Origin of the sequence: Winogradskyella sp., from assembly GCF_028289625.1 — a bacterium.
Lineage (GTDB): Bacteria > Bacteroidota > Bacteroidia > Flavobacteriales > Flavobacteriaceae > Winogradskyella.
In genome coordinates, this window is record NZ_JANQOM010000020.1 from 31,428 (window position 1) to 44,549 (window position 13,122).

15 protein-coding genes are annotated in these 13,122 nt (G+C 35.9%); 11 read left to right on the forward strand and 4 right to left on the reverse strand.

Features of this window, described 5'->3' with window-relative positions; all coding sequences use genetic code 11:
• Positions 1-105: 105 nt before the first annotated feature.
• Entirely contained in the window at positions 106-1,602 is a 1,497-nt protein-coding gene (locus tag Q0992_RS04245) for a PLP-dependent aminotransferase family protein (RefSeq protein WP_299520976.1), read from the reverse strand.
• 74 nt (positions 1,603-1,676) lie between these two features.
• On the opposite strand from Q0992_RS04245, the gene Q0992_RS04250 reads away from it, so the two are divergent.
• The 4 genes from Q0992_RS04250 to Q0992_RS04265 all read left to right on the forward strand — a co-directional run bounded on the left by Q0992_RS04250 (position 1,677) and on the right by Q0992_RS04265 (position 5,884).
• Entirely contained in the window at positions 1,677-2,600 is a 924-nt protein-coding gene (locus Q0992_RS04250; protein ID WP_299520978.1) for a hypothetical protein, read from the forward strand.
• 3 nt (positions 2,601-2,603) lie between these two features.
• Positions 2,604-4,046 (forward strand): DASS family sodium-coupled anion symporter, encoded by a 1,443-nt coding sequence (locus Q0992_RS04255; RefSeq protein ID WP_299520979.1) that lies wholly within the window; start codon positions 2,604-2,606, stop codon positions 4,044-4,046.
• Between the two features lie 111 nt (positions 4,047-4,157).
• Positions 4,158-4,841, forward strand: a complete 684-nt coding sequence (locus Q0992_RS04260; protein WP_299520981.1) for a response regulator transcription factor — start codon at positions 4,158-4,160, stop codon at positions 4,839-4,841.
• Positions 4,841-5,884, forward strand: coding sequence for an ATP-binding protein (locus Q0992_RS04265; protein ID WP_299520983.1), 1,044 nt, complete (start codon positions 4,841-4,843; stop codon positions 5,882-5,884). Before Q0992_RS04260 ends, Q0992_RS04265 begins: the two co-directional genes overlap by 1 nt.
• Here the strand turns inward: Q0992_RS04265 and Q0992_RS04270 are convergent.
• Positions 5,867-6,931, reverse strand: coding sequence for a glycosyltransferase (locus Q0992_RS04270; protein ID WP_299520985.1), 1,065 nt, complete (start codon positions 6,929-6,931; stop codon positions 5,867-5,869). The genes Q0992_RS04265 and Q0992_RS04270 overlap by 18 nt on opposite strands.
• 97 nt (positions 6,932-7,028) lie before the next feature.
• On the opposite strand from Q0992_RS04270, the gene trmB reads away from it, so the two are divergent.
• The 7 genes from trmB (at position 7,029) to Q0992_RS04305 (ending at position 11,625) form a co-directional block, all read left to right on the forward strand.
• Positions 7,029-7,703: a tRNA (guanosine(46)-N7)-methyltransferase TrmB gene (gene trmB / locus Q0992_RS04275; protein ID WP_299520988.1), complete on the forward strand. Its 675-nt coding sequence runs from the start codon at positions 7,029-7,031 to the stop codon at positions 7,701-7,703.
• Between the two features lie 3 nt (positions 7,704-7,706).
• Positions 7,707-8,336: a lysine transporter LysE gene (locus Q0992_RS04280; protein WP_299520990.1), complete on the forward strand. Its 630-nt coding sequence runs from the start codon at positions 7,707-7,709 to the stop codon at positions 8,334-8,336.
• The gene (locus Q0992_RS04285) at positions 8,336-8,668 is read left to right on the forward strand and encodes an MGMT family protein (protein WP_299520991.1); all 333 of its coding nucleotides are present in this window, start codon (positions 8,336-8,338) and stop codon (positions 8,666-8,668) included. Before Q0992_RS04280 ends, Q0992_RS04285 begins: the two co-directional genes overlap by 1 nt.
• Positions 8,669-8,777: 109 nt before the next feature.
• Positions 8,778-9,917 carry an Mrp/NBP35 family ATP-binding protein gene (locus Q0992_RS04290; protein ID WP_299520994.1) on the forward strand — a complete coding sequence of 380 codons (1,140 nt, stop codon included), beginning with the start codon at positions 8,778-8,780 and terminating at the stop codon, positions 9,915-9,917.
• On the forward strand, positions 9,918-10,157 hold the full coding sequence (locus Q0992_RS04295) for a NifU family protein (protein ID WP_299520996.1): 240 nt from the start codon (positions 9,918-9,920) through the stop codon (positions 10,155-10,157).
• Positions 10,158-10,223: 66 nt separating this feature from the next.
• Complete coding sequence (locus Q0992_RS04300) at positions 10,224-11,279, forward strand: NAD(P)/FAD-dependent oxidoreductase (protein WP_299520998.1); 1,056 nt, start codon at positions 10,224-10,226, stop codon at positions 11,277-11,279.
• 19 nt (positions 11,280-11,298) lie between these two features.
• Positions 11,299-11,625 carry a 2Fe-2S iron-sulfur cluster-binding protein gene (locus Q0992_RS04305; protein WP_299521000.1) on the forward strand — a complete coding sequence of 109 codons (327 nt, stop codon included), beginning with the start codon at positions 11,299-11,301 and terminating at the stop codon, positions 11,623-11,625.
• Positions 11,626-11,628: 3 nt separating this feature from the next.
• On the opposite strand, the gene Q0992_RS04310 is transcribed toward Q0992_RS04305, so the two are convergent.
• Together Q0992_RS04310 and Q0992_RS04315 are read right to left on the reverse strand one after the other, a co-directional pair.
• Positions 11,629-11,880, reverse strand: coding sequence for a glutaredoxin family protein (locus Q0992_RS04310; RefSeq protein ID WP_299521002.1), 252 nt, complete (start codon positions 11,878-11,880; stop codon positions 11,629-11,631).
• Positions 11,865-13,043: a cation:proton antiporter gene (locus Q0992_RS04315; protein ID WP_299521004.1), complete on the reverse strand. Its 1,179-nt coding sequence runs from the start codon at positions 13,041-13,043 to the stop codon at positions 11,865-11,867. Before Q0992_RS04315 ends, Q0992_RS04310 begins: the two co-directional genes overlap by 16 nt.
• Positions 13,044-13,122: the final 79 nt, after the last annotated feature.

Consider the following 13,122-nt stretch of genomic DNA (forward strand, 5'->3'; position numbering starts at 1 on the left):
GAATTATTAATTAATATATCAAAGTTAGTTTTTATAATGAATCGAAGGTCATACCAATATTAAATTATTATTAAGTCCGATTAAATAAAATAGCAACTAAAGATACTATAACTTTCCTTTCATACTTTGAATTTTTTGTATCAATTTTCTGGGCCTCACTGCTGCATAGCCAAACACTAACCCATAAGTCTTAGGTGCGTTGATGTAACATTTACTTAATGAGTGCGCCGTAATTCCTCTTTCTTCAAGTCTTTTGATTGTCTTTGATTCTTCTAATCTTGTCGAAAAGTCCTCATTAAATTTTGCAATGACATGAAAACTTGTACCATTATGGTCTTCTAGTCTCATTTTTGTACTGACTTTTTCAAATTCCGATTTAAAGATTTCATAGCGTTCTTTGGCTACATCAATAGATGATTTTATGTGTTGGTATAAATAATTTTTTTCAATAAATTGATTCATAACCACTTGTATTGAGGGTGGGACAAACCTATGTGAATGTTCCTGAAGTGCCTTTATAGTTTTTACCAGATATCTAGGTACAATCATATAGCCAAGTCGAATTGAAGGATGAAGAAGCCTGTTAAATGTTCCCATATAAATGGTCCGATCTTCCTTATCCAAACTAAAAATACTAGGTAAAGACATCTGGTTATTGGCTATTTCATTCTCATAATCATTTTCAATAATGACTGCTTTTTTATTAGAGGCCCATACCAAAAGCTCTAGACGTCGCTCTAAACTCATTTTGATGCCTAATGGATATTGATTCGAAGGAGTAACATGAATAACCTTTGGCGTTGACCGATTCAATTTTAAATTGCTAATAGCAATACCCTCACTATCCATAGAACACGTCTTTATTTTGGCTTGTGAGCTTTTGAAAACCGAATGTACATTAGGGAAAACAGGGTTTTCTAATACCACTGTGTCTCCCTTATTAATTAATGCCGTAGCTACTAGGTATAGGGATTGTAATGAACCAGAAACAATGACGATTTGTTGATGGCTGCATTTTATATTTCGACTTACATTTAGATAGTTGACGACACTTTTTTTAAGCTCTTCTAACCCTGTAGCGGAGGAATAAGATAAGTTTGAGGATTTAATATAACGCCAATAATTATTGAGAAGGTTTTTCCATCGATTAACAGGAAAGACATCTAAAGGTGGCAAACCAGGTCTAAATGCAAGATGATGATCGTTTATTTTGTTGACAAGTGAGATGTTTTCAGTAAATGCCAATCCTTTTTCGGAAATTTGCGGGTAACTGCCTAAATCCTTGATAACAGGCAATAATGCATCGCTGTTGTCTGAAGAAGGACTGAAATTGACCTTGAAACCAGACCCAATTTTGGAGTCTATTAGTTTTTCAAGTTGCAATAATTCATAAGCCTTATTAACTGTTGTCCTTGAAATATTAAGGTTTGCAGAAAGTACTCTTGTAGAGGGTAAAAGCCAATTAAAGGGCAGTTCACCAGAAATAATTAAGCGTTTAATTGACTTGTATAGTGTTACATATTTTGTTGTCTTCGATTTATGGTCCGAAGCACGGAATGATTCTTCTATTTTTTTTAGAGAAAACCGATAATTGGTATTCATTAATTTTAAATATTGGACTTATAAATATATAAAAAACTAATCGTAATTTACATTACCAGTAATAATTCAGTATTGTGATCAAAAAAAGTATTGTTTCATTTTTTGCTATTTTATGCCTTAACTGTTCAAATAATTCTTCGATTGATGGCAGCGAACCTATTGCCCTAGACAGTAACACGAGGGGTTCTGGATTTTTTGAATATGCCTATGAGTTTGGATTACTGTCAAGTAGTCCAATGAATGTTTATTATCATATTCCACCAAATTCCAATTCCTCAACACCTATTCTCATAGTTTTTCATGGGGCTGGGCGCAATGCTAATGAGTATAGAAATTCATTTATAAATAAGGCCAATTTACATTCCTTTATTGTTCTTGTGCCAGAATTTTCCGCAAGCACTTTTCCTGGAGGAGACGGCTACAATTTAGGTAATGTCTATGTTGATGGTGATAATCCTACATTATCAAGTTTAAACCCAGAAGAGGAATGGGCTTTTTCTGTTATAGAGCCATTATTCGATTTTTTTAGAAATAGTGTCGGAAATTTAAACCCATCTTACGATGTTTTTGGACACTCTGCTGGTGGACAGTTTGCACATCGTTTTGTAATGTTTAAGCCTAACGCAAATTTTGATAGGGTAGTGGCCTCTGGTTCGGGGTGGTACACAATGCCAGACTTGGCAATTAATTTTCCTTATGGTTTTCAGAATTCACTATTGACAACTATGGATTTTATTCGTTTATACAATATTGAATTGACAGTTCTAATTGGAGAATTTGATGATAATCCGAATGCCTCAGGTTTAAGACGTAATGAATTTGCGGATGCACAAGGAATAACCAGATATGAAAGGGCGCAAAGCTTTTTTGATAAGGCTTCTTCAAGTGCACAGGGATTAGATTTGAATTTTAATTGGAACTTGGAAGTAAACGATGATGCTGGTCATGATTTCACATTGGCTATTTCGAAAGTGTCTGATTTGTTATTTAATCAATAATACATGAGATTATCTAAGCAGTCGATTGGCCTTGTGTTAGGGCCGCTTCTATTCACGTTAATGAGGTGTTTCTTTTACCCAGAAGGACTTTCTGATGAAGCTAATGCTATTTTGGCTTCGGCGATTTGGGTAGCAATATGGTGGATTACCGAAGCTTTACCAATCGCTGTTACCGCCCTTTTGCCTATTGTATTATTTCCTTTATCTGGCGGTCAGGATTTATCCAGTACAACAGCCTCCTATGGGCATAAATATATCTTTTTATTTATCGGTGGATTCTTATTGGCCATTGCCATAGAAAAATGGAATTTACACAAGCGTATTGCTTTAACTATAATCAAATGGGTTGGTACTAATTTGGTACACATAATTCTTGGCTTTATGGTGGCAACGGCATTTTTATCGATGTGGATTTCTAATACCGCAACTGCCGTAATGATTTTACCAGTTGGCATGGCCATTGTAGCTCAACTTAGAGATGATCCAAGAACTGTAGAAAACGAAAACCTAATTTTTGGGAAGGCTCTAATGTTAGCTATAGCCTATAGTGCCTCTATTGGTGGAATGGCTACCTTAATCGGCACGCCACCTAATTTGGTTCTAGCTGGTGTTGTTTATGAAAGCTACAATATTGAAATTACCTTTTCGCAATGGTTTTCCTTTGGATTTCCCATTTGTTTATTATTTCTAGTATTATGTTGGCTGTACCTTACTCGAATAGCTTTTTCATTTAAGCAAAAAGAGTTTGTTGGTGGTAAGAAAGAGATAAATAAACAGCTAAAAGATTTAGGTAAGATAACTTATGAAGAGAAGCTGATAGGGATTGTATTTCTTTTTACTGCTTTAGCTTGGATAACAAGATCTTTCTTTTTAAAGCAAATTATTCCAGCCATTGATGATACGATTATTGCAATTACTTTCTCCACTTTTCTTTTCATTTTCCCATCAAAAAACAAAAAGGTGCGTCTTTTAAATTGGGCAGATACTACTAAATTACCTTGGGGGATTCTGTTACTTTTTGGTGGCGGTATGGCACTAGCAGGTGGTTTTGATTCTAGTGGATTAGCTAATTGGTTAGGAAACCAGATGACAGGATTAGATACAATCCCATTACTAGTATTACTTTTCATATTAATTGCTTCAGTCAATTTTTTAACAGAGATAACATCAAATCTGGCAACAACCGCTATGTTATTACCCGTTTTGGTATCCTTGGCAACTGCTATTGATGTACATCCCTATTTTCTATTAGTAGGGGCCACAGTTGCGGCGTCATGTGCTTTTATGTTACCCGTGGCTACACCTCCAAATGCTGTTGTTTTTGGTTCGGGCTATCTTAAGATTGCAGATATGGTTAAAAAAGGATTTTGGCTAAACCTAATTTCGATTTGTATTCTCACATTTATAGTTTACTATATACTTCCATTAATTTGGGAATTAAACTAATTTTTCTTCTACAAGGAGCACCAATGTTAGAGAATTGTTATCAATTTTAGTAAAACACTAACATAAAAAAGATATATTTTATATTTACGCTAGCTTAAAATTATCTTAACAGTGAAAAAAAAGGATATTAAGATACTTCTGGTTGATGATGAGCCAGATATCTTAGAAATTGTAGGTTATAATCTATCGTCTGAAGGATATCAAGTTATAACTGGCGAAAATGGTGCCGAAGCCATTGAAAAAGCAAAAAAACACAAACCTCATTTAATAATTCTCGATGTTATGATGCCAGAGATGGATGGTATCGAAGCTTGTGAGCGCATACGTCAGGATTCTAAGCTCAACAATACAATCATTACGTTTTTAACGGCTAGAGGAGAAGACTATTCCCAAGTGGCTGGCTTTGAGGCAGGCGCTGATGATTACATCACCAAACCTATAAAACCAAAGGTTCTTGTGAGTAAAGTTAAGGCACTATTGAGAAGACTCAAAGAGACAGAGAACACTAACGAATCTATAAAAATAGGAGACCTTATAATAAATAGAGAAGAATATAAGATTACTAAAAAAGGTGAAGAAATTATCTTACCTAGAAAAGAGTTCGAATTACTATCTTTGCTAGCAACAAAGCCTGGTAAAGTTTTTAAGCGCGAAGAAATTTTGGATAAAGTTTGGGGTAATGAAGTGGTTGTAGGCGGTAGAACCATAGACGTGCATATTAGAAAACTTCGCGAAAAGATTGGAGATAAATCCTTTAAAACTGTCAAAGGCGTTGGTTACAAGTTTGTTGACTAATGCAGAAAAAAAGCCTAAAAAAAACGTATAAGTTCGCTATACGAACCTCGTTATATGTTACGATTTTCGCAACACTCCTAGTGAGTGTTTTTTTGTATTACTATCATACATTTGATTGGCAGGTGATAATCTTCCCACTGATATGTTTCCCCTTGTGTTTTGTCATCATTCAATATCGAGTAGAACGATTTATTTACAGACGTGTTAAAAAAATATATGATGACTTAACACTCTTGGAATCTACGAGTTTAAGGCGTCAACCTATCACCACAGATATGGGTACGCTTACCAAGGAGATTGATAAATATGCTAGGGATAGAAAAATTGAAATAGAAACCCTCAAGATTAGAGAGGAGTATCGTAAAGAGTTTTTAGGAAATGTATCTCATGAACTGAAAACACCACTGTTTACGGTTCAAGGTTATATAGATACCTTGCTCGATGGCGGAATCGATGATGAAAAAATCAGAAAAAAATATTTAAATAGAGCCAGTAAAGGTGTAGAGCGTCTAACCTACATTATAAAGGACTTGGACATGATTACTAAGCTCGAAGTAGGTGACCTTAGGCTCGACAAAGAAAACTTTGATATTGTTAAATTGGTTGAAAATGTGTTTGAGCTTTTTGAAATGAAGGCTGCTAAAAAGCAAATCACCTTAACTTTTGATATGGACTATCTGGAACCGATAATGGTTTATGCTGATAAAGAACGTATACAACAAGTATTGACCAACCTAATTGTGAATTCCATTAAGTACGGTAGAAAAAAAGGAACTACAGAAGTCAGTATTGAAAACCTCATTAAAAATAAAGCTATTATAAGAGTAACGGATAATGGTGAAGGGATTAAGGAAGAAAATTTAACGCGCTTATTTGAACGTTTTTACAGGGTTGATAAAAGTGGTTCTCGAAAAGAAGGCGGTTCAGGTTTAGGACTATCCATAGTAAAACACATTATCGAAGCTCATGATGAAAAAGTGTATGTTGAGAGCGAACTAGGTGTTGGTAGCGAGTTTTCCTTTACATTAGAAAAGGTGGAATAACTTCTTGAAATTTATGTTGTACTCCGTCGCTGTGAACGCTTTGTAATCGTTTACCCTAGATAACATTTCTATTTTGAAGTCTTTTTGCTTACAACAAGGCGAAATACCTTCTTCATCTAATTTTTTTGCTAAATATTCTTGTTCAAACTGTCCAGGGGTTGGAATAAAAAAGACCTTTTTTCCGAGTTTGGCGTAATCCATAATCGAGGTATAGCCAGATCGGCTTAAAATAAGATCACTTTCATTTATAGCAACCTCAAGTTCGTTGCTGGTCATATAGTCATAAGTCGTCATATCACCATTCTCCCTTTTGTTCTCATCGTCATTAATTTTACCTTTCACAAAACAAACCTTGCCGCTATATGATTCTAACTCCTCTAACAACTTTTTTTCCAAAAATGTACGTTGCGGTTCAGGACCAGATAATACCACCAAGAGGTTATATTTGGTAGGAAGGTTTATTTTTTTGAACCGGCTTAAAGGTCCCAAATATTTTACTGAGGACTGAAAACCTTCAGGATGGCCTAAATCTCCACTCAAATTATTAGTGCCAATATAATCGGGAACCCAGCACTCGTCATATTTCATGATTATTTTTTGATGCAGTTTACTGCTCAACCAAGTAGTGCTTCCACTCAACACTCTAAGCTGATGTGTTATAAATACGGATGGAACAGATTTATGACGAACACCAAAGCGGTTGTCGGAAATAATACCAGAAATATTTTCGGTTTTTATAAAAGCCTCTATGGCTTTTTTTTCTTTTTTTATAGTTTTTAAAAGATGTGGAGAGTCCTTAATTAGCTTAAGCTTAAAACTACTTGCTTTTTTAGAATAAGTAATGTTATAAGATGGGAGTTTTAATGCCCTGAGATGAGGAAATTCTTTCTTTAATAATTCTAAAGCCACACCATCACTGGCAATTATAGGTTCAAAATTGTGCTCTAACAAAGCATTGATGATAGGAATGCACCTAGTAGCGTGGCCCAAGCCCCAATTTAAAGGAGCCACTAAGATTTTCTTCTTTTCTTCCCCTGAATCAGACATCTTTAAATTTAGATAAAAATAATGCCTGCAAAAGTAAACCTAAAATGTTTCCTTAATTTTACCAAATTATTAATTGTATAGAGAAATATTAACATAAGTGGGTAGTAAAAATAAACTGAAGCGATTTAAGGAAAATGAAACCTTTGCCAATGTATTTCAACCATCAAGAGGAGAATTGATTGATGGTAATTATGCATTAAAAGGGAAATGGAGAAAGACGGTTTTCAAAAATGAAAATCCTATAGTGTTGGAGTTGGGCTGTGGTAAAGGCGAGTATACGGTTGGTTTGGCGAAACGCTACCCTAACAAAAACTTTATTGGCATTGATATAAAAGGCGCGCGTTTTTGGCGAGGTGCCAAAACTGCTATAGAAGATAAGATGTCTAATGTCATGTTTATAAGAACCCAGATAGAACTCATTGAATATATTTTTGAAGACAATGAAGTTGATGAAATCTGGATAACCTTTCCAGACCCTCAAATAAAGTACAAAAGAACCAAACATCGACTCACTAACCTTCAGTTTTTAGAGCGCTATAAAAGAATTCTAAAACCGAATGGCTTAGTACATCTAAAAACCGATAGCGAATTCATGCATGGCTATACACTTGGCTTACTACATGGTTTGGGGCACGACGTATTGTATGCCAATCATAACGTGTATAAGCTAGAGGGAAGTCCAGAAGAAGTCACAGAAATACAGACATTTTACGAAAGCCAGTATTTAGAGAATGACAAAGCAATTACGTATATTAGATTCAAAATCAACTAAAGCTTGAGTATAACAGTCGTCTTTTTTCTTGGACTTTTTGTGTCGTTAATTGGTGTTATTCCGCCAGGATTGCTAAACATGACAGCAGCTAAGATAAGTTTAAAGGAAGGTCCTGGAAGAGGTATTACATTTTCGTCTGGAGTATGTTTAATTGTTTTTGTGCAGACTTATGTTGCTGCTATTTTTTCAAGATACTTATCTAACAGGTCAGATATCGTTGAAATATTACAACGCGTCGCTTTTGTCATCTTTGTACTGATTACTATTTATTTTTTGGTGATAGCTCGAAACCAAAAAGAAGCCAAGGTCGAAACTGATATTAAGAGCAAACAAAGTCGCTTTTTCCATGGTATGTTTTTATCGGCGCTCAACGTATTTCCCATTCCATACCAAGCCTATATGACCATAACATTAGCATCATTTGGTTGGATGGATTTTGAACGAACCACTATTGTAACCTACGTTACAGGTGCAGCTATGGGTACCTTTGTGATGTTGTATTTCTATATTTTCTTTTTTGATAAAATTAAGGACAGGAGCTTTACTTCACAGAAAAGCATGAATTATAGCATAGGAATCATTACTGGTATTGTAGCCCTAATAACCTTTATTAATATTTTGAGAGAACTATAATGAAGCCGGAAACCTTAGGTTTTTTTGAAAAAGTATATGAGGTTGCGAGACTTATACCCTACGGAAGAGTTACAAGTTATGGTGCCATTGCCAAATATTTAGGTGCTACAAAAAGTGCACGTATCGTTGGTTATGCCATGAATGGTTCGGAAGGAAAAGATGTGCCTGCACATCGTGTTGTAAACAGAAAAGGGTTATTGACAGGCAAACACCATTTTGATGGTACCAACTTAATGCAGCAGCTTTTGGAAAATGAAGGTATTGAAGTTATTGAGAATCAAATTCAGAATTTTGAAGCTGTATTTTGGGACCCTTCTAAAGAATTACAGTAAAGGCAACTATTTCAAAACTAAATTCACCCATTATTCATTTCAATTTAAGTACTTCAAAATCTAAAGGTTTTGCAGTATCTTTGCATTTAGAATAAATCTAGATAAGATAGTGAAACTCAATAAACAAGATATATTAAATGCGCTTAAAACCATAACAGTTCCTGGAGAAGGAGAGAATATGGTAGATAGTGGTGCGGTGACCAACGTTGTGACCTTTGCAGATGAGGTAATTGTGGATATTACCATTAAAAATCCAAGTTTACAGGCACGAAAAAAGACTGAGGTCGAGATTTTACAAACTATTCATAGAGAAGTTTATGAAAAGGCTAAGATTAAAGTAAATATAAAGGTAGATGCTCCAGCTCCTAAGCCCAAAAATGAAATTAAAGGAAAACCAATTCCTGGTATTCAAAATATTATAGCAGTGGCTTCAGGGAAAGGTGGTGTTGGTAAATCTACTGTTACGGCTAACCTTGCAGTGACCTTAGCTAAAATGGGTTTTAAAGTAGGAGTTTTAGATGCTGATATCTATGGGCCGTCCATACCCATTATGTTCGATGTAGCTAACGAACGACCTTTATCGGTAAATGTTGGAGGTAAATCTAAGATGAAGCCTATAGAAAATTATGGTGTAAAGGTCTTATCCATTGGCTTTTTTACCAAACCCGATCAAGCTGTGATTTGGAGAGGGCCAATGGCTTCAAAGGCATTAAACCAAATGATTTTTGATGCTGCTTGGGGGGAATTGGATTTCCTATTACTCGACCTGCCTCCAGGAACAGGGGATATACATCTAAGCATTATGCAGGCTATGCCAATAACAGGAGCGGTTGTTGTAAGTACACCACAAAATGTAGCCTTGGCAGATGCTAAAAAAGGAGTAGCTATGTTCCAACAAGATAGTATCAACGTACCAGTATTAGGTATTATTGAGAATATGGCGTACTTTACACCAGAAGAGTTGCCAGAAAATAAATATTATATCTTTGGGAAAGAAGGTGCTAAAAACTTAGCACAGGATTTAGAGGTGCCTTTTATCGGAGAGGTACCCTTGGTACAAAGTGTAAGAGAAGCAGGCGATGTAGGAAGACCAGCAGCATTACAAACGGCCACACCAATTGAAGAAGCTTTTGAAGAATTGACAAGAAATGTCGTTCAGCAAGTGGTTTATCGAAATGAAAATCTTCCAGCCACAGAAGCAATAAAAATTACAACAATGGCAGGTTGCTCTGCAGTAAATAAAAAGTAAATGAACTCAGAAGAACTAAAATCGAACGTAGAAAAAGCACTAGACGAAATCCGTCCGTTTTTACAAAGTGATGGTGGTGACATCAACTTACTGTCAATTGATGATGACAAATTAGTTAAAGTACAACTCGTTGGCACTTGTACGTCCTGTAGTGTCAACCAGATGACCTTAAAGTCTGGAGTAGAAATGACGATTAAGAAGTACGCACCACAAATAGAACGCGTTATTAATGTAGAATAAATAATGTGACTTTTGTCACGTTTAACTTAAAATTGCATTAGTAGTTTTGTCTGCAATTCTTAATTCATGATTACAACCGACATACTTATCATAGGTGCTGGGCCTACTGGGCTTTTTACTGTTTTTGAAGCAGGACTCTTAAAATTAAAGTGCCATCTCATTGATGCTTTACCACAGCCCGGCGGACAATGCTCAGAGATTTATCCAAAGAAACCTATTTACGATATACCTGCATATCCAGAAATTTTAGCCGGTGACCTCACAGATAAACTACTCGAGCAGTGCAAACAGTTTGAACCAGGTTTCACCTTAGGTGAGCGTGCAGAGACTATCGAAAAACAGGAAGATGGCACATTCATTGTCACTACGAATAAAGGCACAAAACATCAAGCACCTGTAGTAGCCATTGCTGGAGGATTAGGAAGTTTTGAGCCGCGAAAGCCTTTAATTGATAATATTATCGATTATGAGGAAAAAGGAGTGGAGTACATGATTAAGGAACCCGAAATGTATCGGAATAAAAAAGTGGTTATTGCAGGTGGTGGCGATTCTGCATTAGACTGGACCATCTTTTTAGCCGATGTTGCATCCAGTGTTACTTTAGTGCATCGACGTAATGAGTTTAGAGGGCATTTGGATTCTGTGGAAAAAGTGCAGGAACTTAAAAATGCAGGAAAAATCAATTTGGTGACTCCTGCCGAGATTACTGCGATTAATGGCGATGGTAAAGTTGAGAGTGTTGAAGTGACCAAAAAAGATGAAGTACCTTATTTAATAGAAACGGATCATTTTATTCCATTGTTTGGTTTGTCGCCTAAGCTTGGGCCTATTGCTAATTGGGGACTTGAGATAGAAAAGAATGCTATTAAAGTGAATAATGCTTTAGACTATCAAACTAATATTCCTGGGATTTTCGCCATTGGAGATGTAAATATTTATCCAGGAAAATTAAAGCTCATTCTTTGTGGTTTTCATGAGGCGACCTTAATGTGTCAGGCAGCTTATAAAATTATTCATCCAGGAAAACGCTACGTCTTAAAGTATACCACAGTTTCAGGAGTCGATGGTTTTGATGGTACACGAAAAGAAGCCCCAAAAGCGGTGGTTAAAGCAATTCAATAAAGTTGTGGGAAGTCAGGAGATGGACATTAATATTACAATCATTGATCGCGAAGGTGTAACCCACAACATTGAAGCACCCACTGATATGGCTATGAATTTAATGGAAGTGGTGCGTTCTTTCGAGCTGGCTCCAGAAGGCACTATTGGTGTTTGCGGCGGTATGGCGATGTGCGCTTCCTGTCAATGTTATGTACTTAGCGATAATGAACTTCCAGAAATGCAAGACGAAGAAGAAGCTATGCTCTCTGAAGCGTTTTATGTAAAAGATAATTCACGCTTAGGATGTCAGATTCCTATGACGCCAGATATGGAAGGCCTAGAGGTAGAACTGGCACCAGAGTCTTAATCTTCAATTAATGTTATTCGATTTTAGAAAAGCTTTTAGTTCAGCAATGGTTGGATTTTTCAAATGCTGATTACCATAAATCAGCGTTGGAAACTTGAGTTCCCCATCATATAAGTTTCGCACTTTCTCTTCGGCATCACTATCTTCTTCAACATTAAAGTCCTCAAATTCTATCCATTCGGATTGTAAAAAATTACGAATTACTGCCGACTTTGTACACCAGCCCGTTCCGTATAATTCTAGTTTCTTTTCCATAATTTCATAAGTTTAGGATGTATTTTCTCTGCATTGCTCACAATGAATGGCGTTACTGACATGAGTAGTATTGAAACCGCTAAAAATATCTGATAATTATTGGTCGAAATCAATTCGTATTTAAGACCGCTTTGCGCCAATACGAATGAGAACTCCCCAATTTGGGCGATAGAAAAACCAACGGCAAGGGCAGTTTTCCATTCTAGTTTCATCACCTTAACAGCCAATATTCCTGCGATTGCTTTTACCAATAATGCAAAGAAGAACCAAAAGATAATCCAGCCAAAGTCAGTTACAAAAATTTCGTAATTCAATAGCATACCCATAGAAATAAAGAAGAAGCTCATAAACACATACCTGAAGGGTAAGAAGCACGAAATTGCCATGTGGTTATAATCTGTTTCAGCAATGATTAAACCCGCTATAAATGCACCTAAAGCTAGCGATAATCCTAGTTTTTCTGTTAGAAGGGCAATACCTGTTACCAAAAATACAGTAGCGATTAAAAATACTTCTTGACTTTGAACTCTCATAACCGTCTTTAAAAAATAGGGAATAACATAGCGCGCCAATGCATAGGCTATGATGCCCATTAAAATCAGTTTACCAAATAACCAACCTAGGGCAGTTACGGGATCTTCTCCTGCACCAGCAAGTATGGGCGTAAACAGCATTAATGGTACAATCATGATGTCTTGAAAAAGCAATACCGCAAGAATAAATTTCCCGTGCGGTGTTGTAATTTTATTGGTATCCTGAAGTACTTTTACAACGATGGCCGTACTACTCAGTGCATATAAAAAGCCCCAAAATAAACTCTCTTGGAAGGATGGGCGCATCAGTAACCAAATGAGTCCAGCGGTAATAAATATGGTAAAAAAGACTTGAGCAGCTCCACCACCTAGCACATAATTTTTTATTTTCTTTAAGTTGGTGAATGAAAACTCTAATCCTACAGTGAATAATAGAAGTATAATGCCAATTTCCGCATAGACCTCAACTTCTTTCATATCTGCAAAATAGCTTGATGTATTTGGGCTTAGTAAAACACCAGTAATTAAATATCCGATGATATACCTGATTTTTAAAAACTTACATATGATGATAACAGCAGTGGCGACTCCGAATATCGCACAAATGTTTATAAGGATATGATGTTGCATGAGTTATGGGTCAGTTGATAAACTCGTTTTAGGTTAATTACTTGGTACACTAAAGATATTACAATTGTTTTAATTGACT